Source organism: Cellulosimicrobium sp. E-16 (assembly GCF_049913115.1).
Taxonomy (GTDB): domain Bacteria; phylum Actinomycetota; class Actinomycetes; order Actinomycetales; family Cellulomonadaceae; genus Cellulosimicrobium.
Map to the genome: position 1 here is coordinate 1,366,299 of NZ_CP183974.1, position 21,409 is coordinate 1,387,707.

Annotated in this window: 20 protein-coding genes; 11 read left to right on the forward strand and 9 right to left on the reverse strand. The window is 73.8% G+C overall.

Annotated elements, in window-relative coordinates:
- The first annotated feature begins 54 nt into the window (after positions 1 to 54).
- Both ACN9MS_RS05995 and ACN9MS_RS06000 read left to right on the forward strand, forming a co-directional pair.
- On the forward strand, positions 55 to 1,488 hold the full coding sequence (locus ACN9MS_RS05995; protein ID WP_426311125.1) for a PspC domain-containing protein: 1,434 nt from the start codon (positions 55 to 57) through the stop codon (positions 1,486 to 1,488).
- 77 nt (positions 1,489 to 1,565) lie between these two features.
- Positions 1,566 to 2,183 (forward strand): LuxR C-terminal-related transcriptional regulator, encoded by a 618-nt coding sequence (locus tag ACN9MS_RS06000; protein WP_426311839.1) that lies wholly within the window; start codon positions 1,566 to 1,568, stop codon positions 2,181 to 2,183.
- A gap of 59 nt (positions 2,184 to 2,242) precedes the next feature.
- Here ACN9MS_RS06000 and cobA read toward each other — a convergent pair whose 3' ends face one another.
- From cobA to ACN9MS_RS06025, 5 genes are all read right to left on the reverse strand, one after another.
- Positions 2,243 to 3,658 carry a uroporphyrinogen-III C-methyltransferase gene (gene cobA, locus ACN9MS_RS06005; protein WP_426311126.1) on the reverse strand — a complete coding sequence of 472 codons (1,416 nt, stop codon included), beginning with the start codon at positions 3,656 to 3,658 and terminating at the stop codon, positions 2,243 to 2,245.
- Between the two features lie 10 nt (positions 3,659 to 3,668).
- Positions 3,669 to 5,054, reverse strand: a complete 1,386-nt coding sequence (locus ACN9MS_RS06010; protein ID WP_426311127.1) for a sulfate adenylyltransferase subunit 1 — start codon at positions 5,052 to 5,054, stop codon at positions 3,669 to 3,671.
- Positions 5,054 to 6,064, reverse strand: a complete 1,011-nt coding sequence (gene cysD / locus ACN9MS_RS06015; protein WP_426311128.1) for a sulfate adenylyltransferase subunit CysD — start codon at positions 6,062 to 6,064, stop codon at positions 5,054 to 5,056. The genes ACN9MS_RS06010 and cysD overlap by 1 nt, the downstream gene beginning before the upstream one ends.
- 8 nt (positions 6,065 to 6,072) lie before the next feature.
- Positions 6,073 to 6,756, reverse strand: coding sequence for a phosphoadenylyl-sulfate reductase (locus ACN9MS_RS06020; RefSeq protein ID WP_426311840.1), 684 nt, complete (start codon positions 6,754 to 6,756; stop codon positions 6,073 to 6,075).
- Positions 6,757 to 6,971: 215 nt separating this feature from the next.
- The gene (locus ACN9MS_RS06025; protein ID WP_426311129.1) at positions 6,972 to 8,720 is read right to left on the reverse strand and encodes a nitrite/sulfite reductase; all 1,749 of its coding nucleotides are present in this window, start codon (positions 8,718 to 8,720) and stop codon (positions 6,972 to 6,974) included.
- A gap of 441 nt (positions 8,721 to 9,161) precedes the next feature.
- Between ACN9MS_RS06025 and ACN9MS_RS06030 the strand changes: the two genes are divergently transcribed.
- The 4 genes from ACN9MS_RS06030 to ACN9MS_RS06045 all read left to right on the forward strand — a co-directional run bounded on the left by ACN9MS_RS06030 (position 9,162) and on the right by ACN9MS_RS06045 (position 11,499).
- Positions 9,162 to 9,524, forward strand: coding sequence for a hypothetical protein (locus ACN9MS_RS06030; RefSeq protein WP_426311130.1), 363 nt, complete (start codon positions 9,162 to 9,164; stop codon positions 9,522 to 9,524).
- 101 nt (positions 9,525 to 9,625) lie between these two features.
- Complete coding sequence (locus tag ACN9MS_RS06035) at positions 9,626 to 10,186, forward strand: PadR family transcriptional regulator (RefSeq protein WP_426311131.1); 561 nt, start codon at positions 9,626 to 9,628, stop codon at positions 10,184 to 10,186.
- Positions 10,183 to 10,998, forward strand: coding sequence for an alpha/beta fold hydrolase (locus tag ACN9MS_RS06040; protein WP_426311132.1), 816 nt, complete (start codon positions 10,183 to 10,185; stop codon positions 10,996 to 10,998). Before ACN9MS_RS06035 ends, ACN9MS_RS06040 begins: the two co-directional genes overlap by 4 nt.
- An 18-nt stretch (positions 10,999 to 11,016) precedes the next feature.
- Positions 11,017 to 11,499 (forward strand): DUF456 domain-containing protein, encoded by a 483-nt coding sequence (locus ACN9MS_RS06045; protein ID WP_426311133.1) that lies wholly within the window; start codon positions 11,017 to 11,019, stop codon positions 11,497 to 11,499.
- A gap of 18 nt (positions 11,500 to 11,517) precedes the next feature.
- On the opposite strand, the gene ACN9MS_RS06050 is transcribed toward ACN9MS_RS06045, so the two are convergent.
- Positions 11,518 to 11,898, reverse strand: coding sequence for a VOC family protein (locus ACN9MS_RS06050; RefSeq protein WP_426311134.1), 381 nt, complete (start codon positions 11,896 to 11,898; stop codon positions 11,518 to 11,520).
- A 119-nt stretch (positions 11,899 to 12,017) separates the two neighbouring features.
- On the opposite strand from ACN9MS_RS06050, the gene pcrA reads away from it, so the two are divergent.
- A complete protein-coding gene (gene pcrA / locus ACN9MS_RS06055) occupies positions 12,018 to 14,795 on the forward strand; it encodes a DNA helicase PcrA (RefSeq protein ID WP_426311135.1) in 2,778 nt (925 codons plus the stop codon).
- 4 nt (positions 14,796 to 14,799) lie between these two features.
- Here pcrA and ACN9MS_RS06060 read toward each other — a convergent pair whose 3' ends face one another.
- Positions 14,800 to 15,486 (reverse strand): DUF6518 family protein, encoded by a 687-nt coding sequence (locus ACN9MS_RS06060; RefSeq protein WP_426311136.1) that lies wholly within the window; start codon positions 15,484 to 15,486, stop codon positions 14,800 to 14,802.
- A 107-nt stretch (positions 15,487 to 15,593) separates the two neighbouring features.
- Between ACN9MS_RS06060 and ACN9MS_RS06065 the strand changes: the two genes are divergently transcribed.
- Entirely contained in the window at positions 15,594 to 16,508 is a 915-nt protein-coding gene (locus tag ACN9MS_RS06065) for a DUF5996 family protein (protein ID WP_426311137.1), read from the forward strand.
- 48 nt (positions 16,509 to 16,556) lie between these two features.
- On the opposite strand, the gene ACN9MS_RS06070 is transcribed toward ACN9MS_RS06065, so the two are convergent.
- Both ACN9MS_RS06070 and ACN9MS_RS06075 read right to left on the reverse strand, forming a co-directional pair.
- The gene (locus ACN9MS_RS06070; protein WP_426311138.1) at positions 16,557 to 17,132 is read right to left on the reverse strand and encodes a Clp protease N-terminal domain-containing protein; all 576 of its coding nucleotides are present in this window, start codon (positions 17,130 to 17,132) and stop codon (positions 16,557 to 16,559) included.
- A gap of 1 nt (position 17,133) precedes the next feature.
- Positions 17,134 to 17,355, reverse strand: a complete 222-nt coding sequence (locus ACN9MS_RS06075) for a helix-turn-helix domain-containing protein (protein WP_378234153.1) — start codon at positions 17,353 to 17,355, stop codon at positions 17,134 to 17,136.
- A gap of 195 nt (positions 17,356 to 17,550) precedes the next feature.
- Here ACN9MS_RS06075 and ACN9MS_RS06080 point away from each other — a divergent pair, with 195 nt between their 5' ends.
- From ACN9MS_RS06080 to sucD, 3 genes are all read left to right on the forward strand, one after another.
- Positions 17,551 to 19,080: an OmpA family protein gene (locus ACN9MS_RS06080; protein ID WP_426311139.1), complete on the forward strand. Its 1,530-nt coding sequence runs from the start codon at positions 17,551 to 17,553 to the stop codon at positions 19,078 to 19,080.
- A gap of 175 nt (positions 19,081 to 19,255) precedes the next feature.
- Positions 19,256 to 20,425 carry an ADP-forming succinate--CoA ligase subunit beta gene (gene sucC, locus ACN9MS_RS06085; protein WP_087471387.1) on the forward strand — a complete coding sequence of 390 codons (1,170 nt, stop codon included), beginning with the start codon at positions 19,256 to 19,258 and terminating at the stop codon, positions 20,423 to 20,425.
- A 37-nt stretch (positions 20,426 to 20,462) separates the two neighbouring features.
- On the forward strand, positions 20,463 to 21,353 hold the full coding sequence (sucD, locus tag ACN9MS_RS06090; RefSeq protein ID WP_426311140.1) for a succinate--CoA ligase subunit alpha: 891 nt from the start codon (positions 20,463 to 20,465) through the stop codon (positions 21,351 to 21,353).
- Positions 21,354 to 21,409 lie beyond the last annotated feature (56 nt).

Here is a 21,409-nt window from a genome sequence, read left to right on the forward strand (position 1 = left end):
TGGTTTCCCCGTCCGGGGGCGCTCCCGGCGCCCGGGACGTGTGACGATCGGGGGGTGACGACTCCTGCCCGCCCCGGCCCGCGGCCCGGCGCACCGACCGGTGCCGGGTCCGGTTCCCGACCGCGCGACCTGCCGCTGCGCCGCCCCGAGCGCGGCCGGTGGGTGGCCGGCGTGTGCGCGGGGCTCGCGGCGCACCTGGGCGTGAGCGTCGGGGTCGTGCGCCTCGTGATGGCGTTCCTCGGGCTCGCGGGCGGCGCCGGCGTCGCGCTCTACGTGTTCTGGTGGCTCACGGTGCCCTCCGGGGACCCGGCGGCGGCGCGCGACGAGCAGCGCCCGGCGTCGCTGTCGCGCCTCGCGCCGCGGCTCCAGGGCAGCGTCCGTCGGCTCCCCGTGCGCGACGTCGCGATCGGCGTCGTCCTGCTGGGCGGCGCCGCGCTGCTCGTGGCGCTGCGCACGGGCATCGACGTCGAGGTGTCGTGGGTGATCCCGGTCCTCATCGCGCTCGCGGGCGCGGCGCTCGCGTGGAGCCAGCTCGACGCCGTCGAGCGCGGCCGGCTGCTCACGCGGGCCGGCGGGCGCACGCCCGCCGGGGTCCTCCGCATCGCCGGCGGCGTCGTGCTCGTGCTCGTGGGCATCGTGCTCCTCGTGGGGCAGGACGCACGGCCCACGCAGATCGTCCGCGCGGCGGTCGCGGCGGTCGCGGTGCTCGCCGGCGTCGCGATCGTGCTCGCCCCGTGGTGGCTCAAGCTCGTGCGCGAGCTGGGCGACGAGCGCGCCGCGCGCGCCCGCGAGGCCGAGCGCGCCGACATCGCCGCGCACCTGCACGACTCCGTGCTGCAGACGCTCGCGCTCATCCGCGCCCGGTCGTCCGATGCGGACACCGTGGCGCGCCTCGCGCGTGCGCAGGAGCGCGAGCTGCGCGAGTGGCTCTACGACGACCGCCCCTCGCCCGGGACGTCGCTCGCCGCCGAGCTGCGCGGGCTCGTCGCGGAGGTCGAGGACGGGCGCGTGGGCCGCCGCGCCGAGCCCATCGGGGCACCCGTCGGGACGGCCGGCGCGACGGTGCCCGGCGAGACCGAACCCGGGCCGGTCGTGGTGGACGTCGTCGTGGTGGGCGACTGCACCCCCACGCAGGAGACCGCGGCGCTGCTCCAGGCGACGCGCGAGGCGCTCGTCAACGCCGTCGCGCACGGCGGGCCGCCCTACTCGGTCTACCTGGAGGTGAGCGACGCGGCCGTCGAGGTGTTCGTGCGCGACCGCGGGGACGGGTTCGACATGGACGACGTCGCTCCTGACCGGTTCGGCGTGCGGGAGTCGATCCTCGGCCGGGTCCAGCGGCGCGGCGGCAAGGCCGAGATCATCAGCAGGCCGGGGTGGGGCACGGAGGTACGGTTGCGCGTGCCGCGGGCCGTGACGGCAGAGCCCGAGCCCGCCCGCCCGCCGTCGAGCACGCCGTCGAGCGCACCGTCGAACCAGGAGGACCCGTGACGACCATCCCCAGCACGCCCGCCGACGGCGTCCCTGCGACCGGCCCCGTCCCGGTGGTGCTCGTCGACGACCACCACATGTTCCGGGCGGGCGTGCGCGCGAGCCTCGACCCGGCGCTCGTCGCCGTGGTGGGGGAGGCGGACGACGTCGAGTCCGCGGTCGCGCGCGTGCACGAGCTGCGCCCGCCGGTCGTCCTGCTCGACGTGCACCTGCCCGGCGGTGACGGGGGCGGCGGCGCGGAGGTCATCCAGCGCTGCACCGACCTGCTCGGCGACGTGCGGTTCCTCGCCCTGTCGGTGTCCGACGCCGCGGAGGACGTCGTCGCGGTCATCCGCGCCGGGGCGCGCGGGTACGTGACCAAGGCGATCTCCGGCCCGGACCTGTCGGCCGCCGTCGGGCAGGTCGCGGGCGGCGACGCGGTGTTCTCCCCGCGCCTCGCGGGCTTCGTGCTCGACGCGTTCGGCACGGGTGCGGGGGACGTCGCGGTGCGCGACGACGAGCTCGACCGGCTCTCCGCGCGCGAGCAGGAGGTCATGCGCCTCATCGCGCGCGGTTACACGTACCGCGAGGTCGCTTCGGAGCTGTTCATCTCGATCAAGACCGTCGAGACCCACGTCTCCGCCGTGCTGCGCAAGCTCCAGCTCTCGTCCCGCCACGAGCTCACCCGCTGGGCGGCCCAGCGCCGACTCCTCTGATCGCTGAGTGCATGAAATAGTCGCCCTCGAACCGATTCGAGAGCGACTATTTCATGCACTCAGCGGGGGGTGGCGGGGGTGGCCCAGGCGGGGGAGAGGGTGACGACGTCGCCCACGACCGTGACCGCCGGGGGACGGACGCCCGCGTCGCGGGCGCGGTCGGCGATGGTCGCGAGGGTGCCGACCGTCGTCCGCTGGCGCGGGCCGTAGCCGTCCTCGACGACCGCGACGGGCGTCTCGGGCGAGCGGCCCTGTGCGACGAGCGCGTCCGCCGTCTCCGCGAGCCGCGAGACGCCCATGAGCAGGACGACGGTGTGGTCGCTCGCGGCGGGGACCTTGCCCACGTCCTCGTGCCCCGTGAGCACCGTGAACCCGCGCGACAGGCCGCGGTGCGTCACCGGGATGCCCGCCGCGGCGGGGACGGAGACGGCGCTCGTCACGCCCGGCACGACCTCCACCGGGATGCCGTGCTCGCGGCACGCGTCGAGCTCCTCCCCGCCGCGCCCGAACACGTAGGGGTCGCCGCCCTTGAGCCGCACGACCCGCCGCCCGACGAGCGCGTGGTGCACGAGGATCCGGTTGATCTCCGCCTGCGGCACCGGGTGGTGGCCCGGCGTCTTGCCGACGTCCACGACCTCGACGTCGTCGCCGAGCTCGTCGAGCAGACCGCGTGGCCCGAGCCGGTCGACCACGACGACGTCCGCCTCCGCGAGCAGGCGTCGCCCGCGCACCGAGATCAGACCCGTGTCGCCGGGGCCGCCCCCGACGAGCGCGACCGATCCCACGGGCCGCACGAGCGGCCCGGAGACCGCGCCCGCGTGGCGAGCGGCGTCGTCGGCCGCGGCGCGCGCGCCCACCGGACGCACCGCCCGGAGCGGGAGCTCGCCCGCCTCGAGCAGCGCGGCGACGGCGTCGCGAACACGCTGGGCGCGGCGCGGGTCCCGGCCCGCGTTGACCGACACCGTGACCTCTGCGGCCCGGCCGGGCGAGGCATCGCGAGCCGGACCGCGCGCAACGTCACCCGGAGCCGTGCTCGGGACGCGGGTGCGCGCCACGGCGGGCACCCACGCGGTCGCGAGGTCCGCGTCGCCCGCGGCCACGCAGAAGATCCGGTCGGCCTCGGCGTCCGCTGCGACCTCGGCGTCCACGTGCGGGTCGCCGGTCGCGGTGTGGACGAGCCACGCGCCGTCGAGGTCCCCCGTGAGGTAGTCGCGCCGCACCCACGACAACCGCGCGCCGCGGCCCCGGGGCGCGGCCGCGTGACCGTGGGCGCCCCCCGCGTCCTCGGTCCCGTGGACCGCGAGCAGCTCCGCGAGGTCCTCGCACACGAACGGCGCGACGACCGTCACGACGGCGCCCGCGTCGAGGAGCCCGCGCGCACGGCGCGCGGCGACGGGACCGCCGCCGACCACGACGGTCCGGCGGCCGTCGAGACGCAGGCCCAGGGGGTACGTCTCGTGCTCGGGTGCGGTCACGGTTGCCAGCCTAGATCGCGTACGAGCCGGGCCGGGACGCCGGACGGCGCGCGGCGGCGAGCGCGTCGCCGACCATGCCGGCGGCCAGCGTGCCGCCGTCCTGGCCGTCGACGAGCAGGAACGCGCCCGTGCGCCGGGCGACGACGTACTCCTCGGCGGCGACGGGCGACGCGAGCCGCAGCGTCACGCGACCGATGTCGTTGAGGTCGAGGCGCTCGGCGGGCTCGAGCTCGGCGGTGTCGAGGTCGAGCCGCCCGACGACGTCGCGCACGACGGCCTGCACCGTGCGCGTCGTGTGCTTGAGCAGCACGCGGGCGCCGGGCAGGAGCGGGCGGTCGCTGAGCCACGCGACGGTGCCCTCGACGTCCTGCGTGACCTCGGGCGCCTCACCCGCCGACGCGACGAGGTCGCCGCGCGCGACGTCCACGTCGTCGGCGAGGCGGATCGTCACGGACTGCGGCGCGAACGCCTCCGTGAGCTCCTCGCCGGACGCGAGCGAGTCCGCCGTGTCGATCCCGACGACGGTCGTGCGCCGACCGGACGGCAGCACCACGACCTCGTCCCCGACCGTCACGACGCCCGACGCCACCTGGCCGGCGTAGCCGCGGTAGTCGCGGTAGCGCTCGTCGGCCGCGGCCTGCGGGCGGATGACGACCTGGACGGGGAAGCGGAACGCCTCGGTCTCCGGGTCGTCGCCCGTCGGGAGCTCCTCGAGCAGCTCGAGCAGGCTCGGGCCGTCGTACCAGGGCGTGCTGGCGCTCGCCCGGTCCACCACGTTGTCGCCCACCAGCGCGGACACGGGGAGCGTGTGCACGTCGCCGACGCCGAGCGACGTCGCGGCCGCGCGGATGTCCGCCGCGAGCTCCTCGTACCGGGCCTCGCTGTAGTCGACGAGGTCGATCTTGTTGACCGCCACGACCACGTGCGGCACGCGCAGGAGGCTCGCGACCGCGAGGTGGCGGCGCGTCTGCTCGAGCAGGCCCTTGCGCGCGTCGATGAGCAGCACGACGACGTCCGCCGTCGACGCGCCGGTCACCGTGTTGCGCGTGTACTGCACGTGGCCGGGGCAGTCGGCGAGGATGAACGACCGGCGCGCCGTGGCGAAGTACCGGTACGCCACGTCGATCGTGATGCCCTGCTCGCGCTCGGCGCGCAGGCCGTCGGTGAGCAGCGCGAGGTCTGCCGACTCGAGGCCGCGGTCGCGCGAGACGCGCTCGACCGCGTCGAGCTGGTCGGCGAGCACGGACTTCGAGTCGAAGAGCAGGCGGCCCACGAGCGTGGACTTGCCGTCGTCGACGGAACCCGCCGTCGCGAGGCGCAGCAGCGTCCCGCGGCGCGCATCGTCGAGCGGCGGCGCGTCCTCGGCGATGGTGCCGGTGCTGGTCTGGGTGCCCATCAGAAGTACCCCTCCTTCTTGCGGTCCTCCATGGCGGCCTCGGAGAGGCGGTCGTCGGCGCGGGTCGCGCCGCGCTCGGTGATGCGCGTCGCGGCGACCTCGGCGATGACGTCCTCGACGCCCGTCGCGTCCGAGCGCACGGCGCCGGTGCACGACATGTCGCCGACGGTCCGGTACCGCACCGTCTCCGTCCGCAGGGACGCGGCCTCGGCGTCCGTGCGGGGCTCGGAGTACGGCCCGACGGCGAGCAGCATGCCGTCGCGGTCGAACACCTCGCGTTCGTGCGCGTAGTAGAGCTCGGGGAGCTCGATCCGCTCGCGCGCGATGTAGCGCCAGACGTCGAGCTCGGTCCAGTTCGACAGCGGGAACACGCGCACGTGCTCGCCCGGCCGGTGGCGCCCGTTGTAGAGGTTCCACAGCTCCGGGCGCTGGTTGCGCGGGTCCCACTGGCCGAACTCGTCGCGCAGCGAGAACACGCGCTCCTTGGCGCGCGCCTTCTCCTCGTCGCGACGGCCGCCCCCGAACACGGCGTCGAACCGGTGGCCCGAGATCGCGTCGAGCAGCGGCTGCGTCTGCAGGGGGTTGCGCGTCCCGTCGGCGCGCTCGCGCAGGCGGCCGTCGTCGAGGTAGTCCTGCACGCTCGCGACCTCGAGGCGCAGGCCGAGGCGCTGCGCGGTCGCGTCGCGGTAGGCGAGCACCTCCGGGAAGTTGTGGCCCGTGTCCACGTGGAGCACGGGGAACGGCACCGGGCCGGGCGCGAACGCCTTGACCGCGAGGTGCAGCATCACCACGGAGTCCTTGCCGCCGCTGAACAGCAGCACGGGCCGCTCGAACTCGGCGACGACCTCGCGGATGATGTGGATGCCCTCGCTCTCGAGCGCGTCGAGCTGCGCGAGGCGGCGCCCGCCCGGCAGCGCCGTGGCGGGGGCCGGCGCAGCCTCTGCGGAGGCGCCGGCGGGAGCACCGGCGGGGGAGCCCGGTGCGTCGGTCGTCAGGTCGATGGTCGTCATGCCCGTCCTCATACGTGGAGTCCGCACTCTGTCTTGTCGAGCCCCGCCCAGCGGCCGGCCCTCGGGTCCTCGCCCGGCGCGACGCGCCGGGTGCACGGCTGGCAGCCGATCGACGGGTAGCCGTCGTTCAGCAGGGGGTTGAGGATCACCTGGTGCCGCGCGGCGTACGCGAGCAGGTCGTCGAACGACCAGGCCGCGAGCGGGTTGATCTTCACGAGCCCGTTCTTCTCGTCGAACGTCACGAGCGGGGTGCTCGTCCGGGTCGGCGCCTCGTCGCGGCGCACGCCCGTGACCCACACCTCGTAGCCCGCGAGCGTGCGGTGCAGCGGCTCGACCTTGCGCATCTGGCAGCACAGCGCCGGGTCGCGCCCGAACAGGTCCTTGCCGTGCGCCGCGTCCTGCTGGGCGACCGTGAGCTCGGGCCGGACGTCGACGATCGTCACGTCCATCTGCTGCTCGACGGCGTCGCGCGTCCCGACGGTCTCGGCGAAGTGGTAGCCCGTGTCGAGGAACAGCACGTCGACCCACGGGATCTGCGCTGCCACGACGTGCGGGAGCACGGCGTCGGCCATGGAGCAGGCCACGGCGACGGACGTCCCGAACTCGCGCGCCGCCCAGGCGATGACCTCCTCGGCCGTCGCCTCCGGGCGGGACGACCCCTCGACGCCGGGCGTGCCGGCGCCGTGCAACAGCTCCGCGCCGCGCCGCGCGATCTCGCGCAGCTCGTCGAGAGACCGCTTCTCGCGGCCCTGTTCGACCTGCCGGGCGCGCTCCGCGTGGTGCGCCGCCTTCGCGCGCTCGCGCTGCTCGGCCTTCGCCCTCGCCGCGGCGCGCAGCGCGGCCAGCGGGTCGGCCGTGCCCGACGACGGGGTGGCCGCGGTGGTGGTCGTCACGCCCTGGTCCTCGCTCACTGGAGCGCCTCCTCGTCGGCTCGGTGCGCCCACTCCGCGAAGGTCTCGGTCCCGTCCTTGTCGGCCTCGTACCGACGCACGACCCGCTCGACGTAGTCGGGCAGGTCGGTCGCGGTGACCTTGAGCCCGCGGACGGTGCGGCCCATCCCCGCGACCTCGCGGTCGTCGGACGCCAGCCCGCCGCCCAGGTGGACCTGGAAGCCCGGGACCTGCTCGCCGTCGTCGTCCATCACGAGCTGGCCCTTGAGACCGATGTCCGCCGTCTGGATGCGCGCGCACGAGTTGGGGCAGCCGTTGACGTGCAGCGAGAGCGGCTTCATGTGCGACAGGTCCCCGAGCCGCTTCTCGAGCTCGTCGATCGTGGCGCTGGCGGTGTCCTTGGTGTCGACGATGGCGAGCTTGCAGTACTCGATGCCGGTGCACGCGATGGTGCTGCGGCGGAACGGGCTCGGGGCGGCGTCGAGCCCGTTGGCCTTGAGCGTCGAGACGACGTGCTCGACGTGCTCGTCCGGGACGTCGAGCACGAGCAGCTTCTGGTGCGGCGTGAGGCGCACGCGGTGGGACCCGACGCTTTCGGCCAGGTCGGCGACGTTCGCGAGGATCGTCCCGGACACGCGCCCCACGTACGGTGCCGCGCCGACGTAGTTGAGCCCGTCCTTCTGCTTGTGCACGCCCACGTGGTCGCCGGGCACCGGCGGCTTGGGGGCGGGCGGGCCGTCAGGCAGCGCGTACCCGAGGTACTCGGTCTCGAGGACCTCGCGGAACTTCTCCGGTCCCCAGTCGGCGAGCAGGAACTTCAGCCGCGCCTTGTTGCGCAGGCGGCGGTAGCCGTAGTCGCGGAAGATCTGCACGACGCCGTGCCAGACGTCGGGCACCTGCTCCTCGGTGACGAACGCCCCGAGGCGCTCGCCGAGGCGCGGGTTCGCGGACAGCCCGCCGCCCACCCACAGGTCGAACCCGATGCCGAGCTCGGGGTGGCGGAGCGCGACGAACGCGACGTCGTTGATCTCGTGCACGACGTCCTGGCTCGGGTGACCCGTGAGCGCGGTCTTGAACTTGCGGGGGAGGTTCGCCAGCTCCGGGACGCCGATGTACTTCTCGGTGATCCCCGCGACGGCCGGGCCGATGTCGACGAGCTCGTCGGCGGCGATCCCCGCGACCGGGCTGCCGAGCACGACGCGCGGGACGTCGCCGCACGCCTCCGTGGTCTGGAGGCCGACGGCCTCCAGGCGGCGCCAGATCTCCGGGACGTTCTCGACCTCGACCCAGTGGAGCTGGATGTTCTGGCGGTCGGTGATGTCGGCGCTGTCGCGGCCGAAGTCCTTCGAGATGTCCGCGATGACGCGGAGCTGCTCGGTCGTCAGGGCGCCGCCGTCGATGCGGACCCGGAGCATGAAGTACCGGTCCTCGAGCTCGTGCGGCTCGAGCGTCGCCGTCTTGCCGCCGTCGATCCCGGGCTTGCGCTGGGTGTACAGGCCCCACCAGCGGAAACGCCCGTGCAGGTCGTCGTCGGTGATGGAGTCGAAGCCCTCGCGGGCGTAGATCGTCTCGATCCGCTCGCGGACGGACAGCCCGCCGTCCTCCTGCTTCCACTTCTCGTTGCCGTTGAGCGGCTCGGTGCCGTCGACCTTCCACTGCCCGTTCGGCCGGGCGGCTCGCGCCGGGCGGGCGGGCCGCTCACCGGTGCGGGCCGGGCGCTCAGGTCGGGCCGGGGTGGCGTCCGGCACCGTCGTGACCTGCGTCATCGGGTTCCTCGTGTCCTCGTGCGGGGGCGGGGACGCGCGACGGCGAGCGCTCAGCGAGGGTGCGAGTGGCTGAGGACCGACGGCGCGCGCCGGTTCTCAGGGGTTCTCGGGGAGAGAGGCGAGCCAGGGCTCGCGCTGAGTCGGGCGCGGTTCAGCGACAACAGCTGAGACACGTGTGCGCGCACGCCGGCATCCCGTGACGCGAGGTCACGAGGAGGGTGCGGGCTGCCGTGGTCATGCCCTGAACGATAGCGGGGGTCCAGCGACGTGGACAGCCCCGGTCCGCATGGTGGGAAACCGGAAATACTAGACCGTTCTAGTCTGGTTTGTCGAGCCCGCGGCGCTCGCTATGGCCCGCGCGGTGCGCACCGCGCGCGACCTGGACGCATCTCACTTTGTGCAAACTTTCACGACACGGTCGTCAGCAAATAGGATGGCGCCATGGAGTTCCTCTACAACGTCTTCGTCGCGCTGCACTTCATCGGGTGGGCCATCGTCCTCGGCGGCTACCTCGCGTCCCTGCGCTCGCCGGGCCTGTACAAGGGCGTCTTCCACGGCGCGCTCACCGCGCTCGTCGCGGGGATCGTCATGGTCGGCATTAAGGAGATGGGCGACTTCGGGCGAGAGCTCGACATGGCCAAGATCGGCGTCAAGCTGGTCATCGCGCTCGTCATCGCCGTACTCGCGTTCGTCGCCAAGCGCCAGGGGGCCAAGTCGGCCGACGGCGCCGTCGCGCCGGGCGTCAAGCACGCCATCGGTGGTCTGACCCTCGTGAACATCCTCGTCGCGGTCTTCTGGAACTGACCGCAGCGACCCGACCGGGGCCCGTCGACGGATCGTCCGTCGGCGGGCCTTCGTCGTCCACGGGCGTTGACGGCTCGATAGGTGCATGGTCCACTAGTCGCATGGTCCTTCGCTATCTCGTCCTCGGGCTCCTCACCGTCCGCCCCATGACCGGCTACGACCTCAAGCGTGCGTTCGACTCCTCCGTGCGCCACTTCTGGGCGGCCGACCGCTCGCAGCTCTACCGCACGCTCACCGCGATCGTCGACGCCGGTCTCGCGGAGGTCGAGGTCGTGCCCCAGGAGAGCTACCCCGACCGGAAGGTCCACACGATCACCGACGCCGGCCGGGAGGCGCTGCGCGACTGGCTCGCCTCGCCGCTCGGGCCCGAGGACTCGCGCGAGCCCTTCCTCGGGCGGCTGTTCTTCGCCGACCAGCTCGACGACGCGGGCGTCGCGGCGCTCCTCGCGTCCCGGCGCGCCCTGGCCGAGGAGACGGTCGCGACGCTCACCGCCGAGGAGGAGCGGGTCGCGGCGGTCCTCGCGGGCGGCGGCCCCGACGCGGACCGCGTCCGCGGCACGCGCGGCCTCGCCCTGCGCCTCGCGACGCTGCGCCACGGGCTCGCGCACGCCCGCACCGAGCTCGCGTGGCTCGACGAGACCGAGCGGGAGGTGCTCGCGTGACCCCGCCGGACGTCGTCGTGCACCACCCCGCCACGCGACCCGCAACGACGGGTGCGGACGCGATCTCCGTCGTCCTGCTGCACGGCGGCAACGTGGCGTCGTGGATGTGGGAGCCGCAGGTCGAGCACCTCGCCGACCTCGACCTGTGGACGCCCGACCTGCCGGGCTTCGGGTCCCGTGCGGCCGAGGACGTGGTGTCGCTCGACGCCACCGCCGACGACGTGGCGGCCCTCGTCGCGGCGCTGCCCGCGGGCCGGTCCGTGCACCTCGTCGGGCTGTCGTACGGCGGGGTCGTCGCCCTGCACGTCGCGGCCCGGCACCCCGGGCTGGTCCGCTCGGTCCTCGCGTCCGGCGCGGCGGTCGACGGCGTGCGCGGGCTCACCGGGGCGTTCGGGCGTGCGCAGCTCCGGGTGTGGGACCGGCGCTGGTACTGGGAGGCGCAGGCGCGGTCCTTCGGCCTCCCCACGGACGCGCGCGACCTCTTCGTGCGTTCCGGCCTCGCGATCCGGCGCGACAACATGGCCCGGACGGTGCGCGAGGTCTACGACGGGTGCTTTCCGACGGGGCTCGAGGGCTCGGGTGCGCGCGTCCTCGCGGTCGCGGGCTCGCGGGACCTGCGCGCCGCCCGCTCCGCGCTCGGGACGATCGCCCGGCGGGTCCCGGACGCCGTCGTGCGCCTCGCGCCGGGGATGCACCACCAGTGGAGCGCGGAGGACCCGGACCTGTTCAGCGCGATGATCCGGTCCTGGGTGGTCGACGGCGTCGCGCACCCGCGGCTGGCACCGCTTCCGGGGCGTGCGCGTCGGCAGTGACGTGCGAGGGTTTCCCCCGTGAGCATCGGTGGAGAGGTCCTCGTCGGGCTGGCGATCCTGGTCGGGCTGGTCGGGATCGTCGTGCAGGTCCTGCCCGGGAACGTGCTCGTGCTCGGCGCGGTCCTCGTGTGGGCGATCGTCACGGGCGGCACCGCCGCGTGGGTCGTCTTCGCGGTCGCCGCGGTGCTCGTGGTCGCCGCCGAGGTGTCGCAGTACGTCCTCGCCGGCCGCCACATGCGCCGGGCGGACGTCCCGTGGTCGACCCTCGTCTGGGGCGGGATCGCGGGCGTCGTCGGGTTCTTCGTCATCCCGGTGATCGGGCTCTTCATCGGCTTCGTGCTCGCGGTGTTCGTCGCCGAGCTCCTGCGCCGCCGCGACCGTCGCGCCGCGTGGCGCGCGACCGTCGCCGCGATGCAGGCCACCGGCATCACGATCCTCGTCCAGCTCCTGGGCGGCCTCCTCGCGGCGGCGACGTGGGGCGTGGGGCTCGCGATCACCTGACCGGTGGGGAGTCCCTGGTCAGCCGGGGACCTCCATCACGTAGAGCGTGTTCCCGTCGACGTCTCGGAGCGAGAACATCGGTGGGACGCCCTCCCAGCGCAGGAGCTCGCTGGTGCTCGCACCGGCGTCCGTGAGCGCCGCGTGGTCGGCGGCCGCGTCGGAGGTCGTGAGGCGGATGCCGGTGTCGACGCCCGCGGGGAGGCCGTCACCCGCCGTGACGAGGGCGACGGACGTCGTGGAGCCCGGGGGAGCGACCTCGACCCAGCGGAACCCCTCCTGGAGCTCGCCGTCCATGCGGACCTCGAAGCCGAGCGTCCCGGTGTAGTAGGCGAGCGCGCGGTCCTGGTCGGTGACCGGGACCGCGACGGTGTGCACGCCCGTGAGGTGGGTCGTCGCCATGGTGGGCTCCTTCCTGGTGCGGCAGGTGGTGCGGACGAACGGGGAGACCGTCGCGGACGACAGGACTCATCGGCGGGGCGGCACCGGGTGTGGGCGCGGGCGCCTAGGCTGGAGGGGCTATGGCTTCGCTCTTCGAGAACCTCCCGCTGCCCGGCCTCGACACGCTGTTCGACGGCCCGCGCGTCGACCACGGCGGCGAGTCCCGCCTCCCGCGGACCGCCCCGCGCTGGACCGACGACCCGGCCGTGCCCGACGGCGCCGGGTCGCCCGCCGGGGACGGCACCGCGGGCGGGGCAGGGACGCGAGGCGACGGCGCGCCGTCGGGCTCCGCACCGGGCGAGCGCCGCGGCCGGTACGCCCACCTCGACCCCGAGGCGCTGCTCGACGGGCTCAACCCGCAGCAGCGCGAGGCCGTCGTGCACGCGGGCGGGCCGCTGCTCATCGTGGCGGGCGCCGGGTCGGGCAAGACGCGCGTGCTCACGCACCGCATCGCGTACCTGCTCGCCACGCGCCGGTCCAACGCCGGGCAGATCCTCGCGATCACGTTCACCAACAAGGCCGCGGCGGAGATGCGCGAGCGCGTGGAGGCCCTCGTCGGTCCGGGCGCGCGGAACATGTGGGTCTCGACGTTCCACTCGGCGTGCGTGCGCATCCTGCGGCGCGAGGCCAAGACGCTCGGGCTGCGGTCGAGCTTCTCGATCTACGACGCCGCGGACTCGCAGCGCCTGATCACGCTCGTCACGCGCGAGCTGGACCTCGACCCCAAGAAATACCCCGCGCGGTCGCTCGCGAACAAGATCTCGGACCTCAAGAACGAGCTCGTCGACCCCGAGACGTACGCGCGCGACTCGGGCGCGCACGCGACCGACGACGGCCTCGCGGCGCGCGGCGGCCAGCACGGCGCGAGCGTGCCCGAGTTCGACCAGGTGCTCGCCGACGTCTACACGCGCTACCAGGCCCGGCTCGTCGCCGCGAGCGCGCTCGACTTCGACGACATCATCATGACCACGGTCAACCTGCTGCAGGCGTTCCCGGCCGTCGCGGAGCACTACCGCCGCCGGTTCCGGCACGTGCTCGTCGACGAGTACCAGGACACCAACCACGCGCAGTACGTGCTCGTGCGCGAGCTCGCGGGCGTCGGCGAGGACTCCGCCGCGACCGACGCGGCGACGAGCGGCACGGGCGAGGCGCAGGTCCCGGCGCTCGACCCGGCCGAGCTCACCGTCGTCGGTGACGCCGACCAGTCGATCTACGCGTTCCGCGGCGCGACGATCCGCAACATCCTCGAGTTCGAGGCCGACTACCCGGACGCCCGCACCATCCTGCTCGAGCAGAACTACCGCTCGACCCAGAACATCCTCTCGGCCGCCAACGCCGTGATCTCGCGCAACCCCGACCGCAAGCCCAAGCGCCTGTGGACCGACTCGGGCGCGGGCGCCAAGGTCATCGGCTACGTCGCGGACAACGAGCACGAGGAGGCGCGGTTCGTCGCCGAGGAGATCGACCGTCTCGGCGACTCCGACGGCGTGCGCCCCGGCGACGTCGCGGTGTTCTACCGGACCAACGCGCAGTCCCGCGCGCTGGAGGAGGTGCTCATCCGCGTCGGCCTGCCGTACAAGGTCGTCGGCGGCACGCGCTTCTACGAGCGGCGCGAGGTCAAGGACGCCGTCGCGTACCTGCGCGCGATCGACAACCTCGACGACGACGTCAACCTGCGCCGCGTGCTCAACACGCCCAAGCGCGGGCTGGGCGACCGGGCCGAGGGCGCGGTCGCGGCGCTCGCGGACCGCGAGCGCATCTCGTTCGGCGCGGCGCTCGCCCGCATCGACGAGATCCCCGGCCTGACCAACCGCACGCTCAACCCGCTGCGCGCGTTCGTCGAGCTCATGACGGGGCTGCGCGAGCTCGCGGACTCCGGCGCGACGCCGTCGGACATCCTCGGCGCCGTCCTCGACCGGACCGGGTACCTCGCCGAGCTGCGCGCGAGCGACGACCCGCAGGACGCGACGCGCGTCGAGAACCTCGCCGAGCTGCACGCCGTCGCGACGGAGTTCACGGAGCTCGACCCCGAGGGCACGCTGTCCGACTTCCTCGAGCGCGTCTCGCTCGTCGCGGACGCCGACCAGATCCCCGCGGACGACGGCGCCGACGAGGACGCCGAGGGCGAGGAGAAGGAGGACCCGGGCGTCGTCACGCTCATGACGCTCCACACGGCCAAGGGCCTCGAGTTCCCCGTCGTCTTCCTCACCGGCATGGAGGACGGGACGTTCCCGCACATGCGGTCCCTGCACGACGACGCCGAGCTCGCCGAGGAGCGCCGCCTCGCCTACGTGGGCATCACCCGTGCGCGCGAGCGGCTCTACGTCTCGCGGTCCGCGGTGCGGTCCGCGTGGGGCATGGCGAACGAGTTCCCGCCGAGCCGGTTCCTCGAGGAGATCCCGGAGGAGCTGTGGGACTGGCGGCGCCGCGAGTCGTCGATGGCGACCTTGCGCGCGGGCGGGTCGGTCTGGGGCCGCGGCTCGGGCTCGTGGTCCGGTTCGCGGTCCGGGTTCGGGTCGGGGGCGCGGTCAGGGGCCGACGACGACGGGTCTACCATCCGCGGCCCTCGTTCCTCGGGCCGCTCCCGCCAGACCCGCCACGACCCGTCGTCGTCGGCCCCTGCCCGCGCCGCGTTCGGCTCGCCGTCCGGTGGGGCGAAGTTCGGGTCGGCGACGCCGCGGGCCGACGGGGACGTGCCGACCCTCTCCGTGGGGGACAAGGTCACGCACGACGCGTACGGGCTCGGGACGGTCGTCGCGCTCGAGGGGGCGGGGCCGAACGCCGTCGCGAAGATCGACTTCGGCGCCGACGGGACCAAGCGCCTCCTGCTGCGCTACTCGCCGGTGACCAAGCTCTGACGGATCAGCCGATCGTGCCCAGGGCGCGGTAGGCGAGGACGAACGCTCCTGCGATCGCAGCGGTGCCAGCGACCGCGACCGTGACGGGCACGGCGCCGCGGACGCGACGCGCGAGCATGGCGGCGAGGAGCACGAGCGCGACGACGTCGATCACGACCCAGTAGGTGGCGCCCGTCGTCTCGACGACCGTCGTGAGCCCGTACACCGACTCGCCGACGCCGATGCCCGCGAGCACCGCGGTGCCGAGGGCGGCGTGGACGCCCGAGCGCCACAGCCACGCCGCCGCGACCCCCACGAACGGGCCGACGACGAGGCCGACGAGGCCGAACATCGTCGGGTCGTAGACGTACCCACGGAGGTCGGCGACGACAGTGTAGCCCAGGGTGAGCAGCACGAAGCTCGCGGCGCCGAGCACGGCGGCGTGCCACGTCCGGGCGTGCTCGGCGCGCGCGTACCAGGCGACCAGGAGCGCCGTGAGCAGCGTCCAGCCGGTCGCCGAGTTCGCGAAGGGGGCTGCGACGTCGGGCAGGAACCCCTGGGCGTACGAGGTGAGGCCGCCGAGCACGAAGCTCGCGACGAGCACGACGGCAGCGCGTCGCCAGGGGCGGGGCGGCGACGACGTCACCCCGGCGGGTCGGTTCGGTGTCGACGTACGGTCGCCGGCGCGGTCGGGGAGAGATGTCTCGGGCACGCCACGACGCTAGGCGTCACGGGGCCGCCCGGCGTCACCCCGTCGTCGGGCACAGGGACGCGAGGCGTCCTACCGTGGCAGGACGACCGAGCCCCGAGGAGCCTCCTGTGACCCAGCCGGCCGCCCGCCCCGCCCCGTGGCCCGACCTCGACGTGCGACGGTGGGAGCCGACGCGCCGGCCGCTCCACCTGTTCACGCAGGTAGTCGGCAAGGTCGTGCTCGACCTCACGCCGTTCGTCAACCACTGGTGGAACGTCGCGTTCCACGTGACGTCGCGCGGGTTCGTCACGCCCGTGATGCAGGTCGGCGACCGCGCGCTCGACGTCGAGATCGACCTGGTGGCGGCGCACGTCGCGTTCCGCACGTCCGACGGGCGCACCGAGACCATCGGGCTGGGGCCGATGTCCGTCGCCGACTTCTACGCCCGCACCCTCGCGTGCCTCGACCGCCTCGCCGTGGTCGTGCGCGTGTGGTCGACCCCGCGCGAGATCCCCGATCCGGTGCCGTTCGAGCAGGACACCACGGTCGGGGAGTGGGACGGCGAGCTCACGCGCACGTGGCTCGCGACCGTCCAGCGGGTCGTCGCGGTGATGGAGCGGTTCCGCTCCGGGTTCTACGGCAAGTCGAGCGGGCCGCGCTTCTACTGGGGCGCCTTCGACCTGGGGCTCACGCTGTTCAACGGGCGGCCCTTCCACCAGCCGGACGACGTCGAGCCCATCTACCGCTACGCGGAGAACGCCGAGAACCTCGCCGTCGGCTACTGGCCCGGCGACCCGACGACGCACGCGGACCAGGTCTACGCGTACGCGTACCCGCAGCCGCCGGGGGTGGCCGACCTCGACCTCACCCCGGGGTACTGGGACCCCGGCCTGCGCGAGGCGGTGCTCCCGTGCGGGGTGCTGCGCGACGCGGCCGACCCCGACGCCGTCCTCCTCGCGTTCTTCGAGCGCTCCTACCGCGAGCTAGCGACGGCCGCGGGGTGGGACCTCGACGCGTTCACCGGCCCGGTCCCGTCGGGCTGACGGGACCGGGCCTGCCGACCGACGGGAGCCGCACGGCTGGCGGGCGCCTCAGGAGGCCTGGCGGTGCTGCGTGGTGAGCGCGGCGCGCAGGCCCGCGACGTCCGACCCCGCCTCGGCGAGCGCGTCGACCAGCGCGCGGTGCGCCGTCGAGCCCTTCGCGCGCGCGAGCGCGGCGAGGACGTGACCCGAGTCGATGGTGCGCGAGCCCTCGTGCACGGCCTCGCGCAGCGACAGCTCGAGCGCCTTCTTCGCCTCGGGTGTGAACGGGATGTGCGAGCGCCGGTTGCGTCGCCCGCGACGGCGCTCGTCGTCGCCCGCGCGGTCGAGCGCCCCCGGCCCGAAGGCCGCGTCCGTGCGCGCACGGATCTCGTCGAGGTCGATCCCGAGGGCGGCGAGCGCCGGGCCGTCGAGCGCGTCGTGACGACTCGCGGAGTCGACGTGGCGTTCGAGGTCGGCGGTCGCGACGCCGACGGAGGCGAGCGCGGTGGCGCCCGCGCCGCCGTCCTGGCCGGCGAGGGAGAGGAGCAGGTGCACGGCGTCGATGGCGTCGTCACCGCGGGACCGAGCGACCTCCTGGGCGCCGACCACCGTGTCGCGGGCGTCGGCGGCGAAGCGTTCGAACATGTCATGACCTCCTGGTGGTACGGGACGCGCCGTACTTCTTGTGCACGGCCTGACGGGAGACGCCGAGCCGGTCGGCGATCTCCTGCCACGACCAGCCGAGCGCTCGGGCGTGCTCGACCTGGAGCGCCTCGAGCCGCTCGGCGAGCACGCGCAGCGAGCGCACGGCGCGCAGCCCCGTGTCAGGGTCGGTGCTGCTCGCGGCGTCCATGTCGACGGGTTCCATGGCTGTCAATCTAGGTTGACGCACGCTCGGTGTCAACACACGTTGACGCCAGTGGTCGTCGGCCCTGCGGCCGAAACCGGTCGACTACTGTCGTGCCGCCGCGCGGCACGAGCCCGCGGGACGTCGATCGACAGGGGAGATCTCGCGATGCAGCACCGGTACGGAACGCGGAGTGCGACGCGTGTCGCTCCTGTCGTGGCGGTCGTCGCCCTGGCCCTCGCGGGCTGCGGCGTCGACGCCCCGGACCCCGGTCCCGCGGCGACCGCCACGGAGGCGCCCGCGCTCTCCACCGACCCGACGCCCGTCGCCGTCCAGGGCAACGTCCTGGGTCTCGACCTCGAGGGCACGGTCGGACCTCTGGTGGTCGACGGAGACCTCGCCGTCCTGCGCATCGAGGTCGGCGCGAGCGGCGGGGAGGGGTCTTTGCTGACCGGGGGCGTGTTTGGGAACCGGGCGATCGCCGACCAGGAGGACTCGTTCGACGGGGTGCGGCTGGTCGACCTCGACGCCGGCGTCGTCCGCGAGGCCGCGCGATCGGGTTCCGGGCGGGCGCTCGCCGAGCTGGGCGAGCAGTACATGATCGCGCCGGGTCGGGAGCCCGTCGTGGGCTTCGTCGCGTTCGACGCGCCGACCACGCCGACCACCGCGGTCCTCGTGCCGTCCCTCGGTCTCGTCGAGGACGTCCCCGTGGTGGCCGCCGCCGACGCCGACGGTCTCACCGTGCCCGTGGCCGACCTCGCCCGGGCCGGCGTCGACGACGTCGTGGCGCCGACCGCCGTCCTCGAGACGTACAGCGCCACGGCCGACGACGCCGTCCGCACGCGCGACACGGGCGAGAAGGTCAGCGTCAACGTGAGCTCCGACGTGCTGTTCGGCGTCGACTCCGCCGACCTCGGGCCGGAGGCGGACACCGCGCTCGAGGCCGTGGCGGGCGAGCTCGCGCTCGCGGCCGACGGCGAGCTCGTGGTCGTCGGGCACACGGACGACGTGGGCGAGGACGCCGCGAACCAGGACCTGTCGGAGCGCCGGGCGCAGGCCGTGGCGGACCGGCTGGGGCAGGTTGCCGACCTCGGCCGGTTCGACGTGCGCGTCGAGGGCCGCGGCGAGCGCGAGCCGGTCACGACCGAGCTCACCGACGAGGCGCGCTCCCTCAACCGCCGGGTCACGGTCGAGTTCACCGCCGCCGACGAGCCCGTCGACGTCGAGGGACCGACCGGCGACGTCGCCGCAGCCGAAGGGCCGACGGTCGACGGTCTGGGGGGCGTCACGCTCGAGCACCGCGACACGGTGGGTGACGTCCAGAGCCTGCACGTCGAGCTCGTCGAGGTGCGACGCGCGGGCGGCTACCTCGTCGGCACCCTCGACGTGCGCAACGACGGGACGGACTACGCGACGTTCGTCAGCGTGCTCGGGTCCGTCCGCGACGGCCGCGGCGACCTCGGCAGCGGGCTCCTGGGCGCGAGCAACGCCACGTTGCTCGACGGCGGGGTGCGCGTCTACCCGGTCGACTACCTCGTGGAGCCCACGTTCTACGACCTCAACGAGCGCAACGTCCTCGCGGACCTGCAGGTCGGCTCCCTGAACCCGGGCGTCACGTCCCGCGTGACCGTCGTCTGGCCGGACACGGGTTCCGACTCCGTCGTCGTCGACGTGCCCGACGGCTCGACGACCGTCTCGGACGGCAGCACGCCGGTGCGGTTCGTGGACGTGCCGGTCGCGGACTGACCTCCCACCGCCCGCGCGGGACGCAGCGTGACGAACGGAACACGCGGCGGCCACGGTCGGGTGCCACCGCGCGATAGGAGCCGCCGCCTTCCCGGGCTACCCTGTACGGGGATGTCTTGATGTCGAGACATCGGTCATGCCGCACACGGCGCATCAGACGGAAGGACGCAGCAGGGTGGACCTGTTCGAATACCAGGCGCGCGACATCTTCGAGAAGCACGGCGTGCCCGTGCTGGGCGGGGTCGTCGCGACGACGCCCGAGGAGGCCCGCGCAGGCGCTGAGAAGCTCGGCGGCGGCACCGTGGTCGTCAAGGCCCAGGTGAAGACCGGCGGCCGCGGCAAGGCCGGCGGCGTCAAGCTCGCCCACTCGCCCGAGGAGACCGCCGAGAAGGCGTCCGAGATCCTCGGCATGGACATCAAGGGCCACACGGTCCACCGCGTCATGGTCGCCCAGGGCGCCAAGATCGCCGAGGAGTTCTACTTCTCGGTGCTCCTCGACCGGTCGAACCGCAACTACCTCGCCATGTGCTCCGTCGAGGGCGGCATGGAGATCGAGCAGCTCGCGGTCGAGCGCCCCGAGGCGCTCGCCAAGGTCGCGGTCGACCCGATCGTCGGCATCGACGAGGCCAAGGCGCGCGAGATCGTCGACGCGGCAGGCTTCGCCGAGGAGCTCAAGGCGCCTGTCGCCGCGGTCATCCAGAAGCTCTGGACCGTCTTCACGGCGGAGGACGCGACGCTCGTCGAGGTGAACCCGCTCGTCCGCACCGAGGACGGCTCGATCATCGCGCTCGACGGCAAGGTCACGCTGGACGACAACGCGTCGGAGGTCCGTCACCCGGACCACGAGGCGCTGGAGGACAAGGAGTCGACCGACCCGCTCGAGGCCAAGGCGAAGGCGAACGGCCTCAACTACGTCAAGCTCGACGGCGAGGTCGGCATCATCGGCAACGGCGCGGGGCTCGTCATGAGCACGCTCGACGTCGTCGCGTACGCGGGCGAGGCCCACGGCGGCGTGAAGCCGGCCAACTTCCTCGACATCGGCGGCGGCGCCAACGCGCAGGTCATGGCGAACGGCCTCGACGTCATCCTCAACGACCCGCAGGTCAAGTCGGTGTTCGTCAACGTCTTCGGCGGCATCACCGCGTGCGACGAGGTCGCCAAGGGCATCGTCGGCGCGCTCGAGATCCTCGGCGACGAGGCGTCCAAGCCGCTCGTCGTGCGGCTCGACGGCAACAACGTGGACCTCGGCCGCGCGATCCTGCGCGAGGCGAACCACCCGCTCGTGACCCTCGCCGAGACCATGGACGGCGGGGCCGACAAGGCTGCCGAGCTGGCCAACGCCTGATCGCCCGAAGACGCGGAAAGCTGAGACAGAGAACACCATGTCGATCTACCTGAACTCCGACTCCAAGATCATCGTCCAGGGCATCACCGGCGGGATGGGTGCCAAGCACACCGCCCTCATGCTCGACTCGGGCGCGCAGATCGTCGGCGGCGTCAACGCCCGCAAGGCCGGCACGACCGTCACGCACAAGAACCACGAGGGCAACGACGTCACGCTCCCCGTGTTCGGCACCGTGGCCGAGGCCATGGCCGAGACCGGTGCGAACGTGTCCGTCCTCTTCGTCCCGCCGGCGTTCACCAAGGACGCCGCGATCGAGGCCGTCGACGCCGAGATGCCCCTCATCGTCGTCATCACCGAGGGCGTCCCCGTCCAGGACACGGCCGAGGTCTGGGCCTACCTCCAGGGCAAGAAGACGCGCATGATCGGCCCGAACTGCCCCGGCATCATCACGCCGGGCGAGTCGCTCGCCGGCATCACCCCGCACACCATCACGGGCAAGGGCCCGGTCGGTCTCGTGTCGAAGTCGGGCACGCTGACCTACCAGATGATGTACGAGCTCAAGGACCTCGGGTTCTCGACCGCCATCGGCATCGGCGGCGACCCGATCGTCGGCACCACGCACATCGACGCGCTCGAGGCGTTCGAGAACGACCCCGAGACCCAGGCGATCGTCATGATCGGCGAGATCGGCGGCGACGCCGAGGAGCGTGCCGCGGCGTACATCAAGGAGCACGTCACGAAGCCGGTCGTCGGCTACGTCGCGGGCTTCACCGCCCCCGAGGGCAAGACGATGGGCCACGCCGGCGCGATCGTCTCCGGCTCCGCGGGCACCGCGCAGGCCAAGAAGGAGGCCCTCGAGGCCGTCGGCGTCAAGGTCGGCAAGACGCCGTCCGAGACCGCTGCGCTCCTGCGCGAGGTCCTCGCCTGACCCTGGCTCCACCGCAGGACCCACGGCCCGGGTCCACGCACCCGACGCCCCGCGAC

Excerpts from the sequence above, each read along its gene's own strand:
- ACN9MS_RS06000 (WP_426311839.1), top strand. The coding sequence starts at position 1,566 with ATGTTCCGGGCGGGCGTGCGCGCGAGCCTCGACCCGGCGCTCGTCGCC.
- ACN9MS_RS06010 (WP_426311127.1), bottom strand. The coding sequence starts at position 5,054 with ATGGGCACCCAGACCAGCACCGGCACCATCGCCGAGGACGCGCCGCCG.
- cysD (WP_426311128.1), bottom strand. The coding sequence starts at position 6,064 with ATGACGACCATCGACCTGACGACCGACGCACCGGGCTCCCCCGCCGGT.
- ACN9MS_RS06025 (WP_426311129.1), bottom strand. The coding sequence starts at position 8,720 with ATGACGCAGGTCACGACGGTGCCGGACGCCACCCCGGCCCGACCTGAG.
- ACN9MS_RS06030 (WP_426311130.1), top strand. The coding sequence starts at position 9,162 with ATGGAGTTCCTCTACAACGTCTTCGTCGCGCTGCACTTCATCGGGTGG.
- ACN9MS_RS06035 (WP_426311131.1), top strand. The coding sequence starts at position 9,626 with ATGGTCCTTCGCTATCTCGTCCTCGGGCTCCTCACCGTCCGCCCCATG.
- ACN9MS_RS06050 (WP_426311134.1), bottom strand. The coding sequence starts at position 11,898 with ATGGCGACGACCCACCTCACGGGCGTGCACACCGTCGCGGTCCCGGTC.
- pcrA (WP_426311135.1), top strand. The coding sequence starts at position 12,018 with ATGGCTTCGCTCTTCGAGAACCTCCCGCTGCCCGGCCTCGACACGCTG.
- ACN9MS_RS06070 (WP_426311138.1), bottom strand. The coding sequence starts at position 17,132 with ATGTTCGAACGCTTCGCCGCCGACGCCCGCGACACGGTGGTCGGCGCC.
- ACN9MS_RS06075 (WP_378234153.1), bottom strand. The coding sequence starts at position 17,355 with ATGGAACCCGTCGACATGGACGCCGCGAGCAGCACCGACCCTGACACG.
- sucD (WP_426311140.1), top strand. The coding sequence starts at position 20,463 with ATGTCGATCTACCTGAACTCCGACTCCAAGATCATCGTCCAGGGCATC.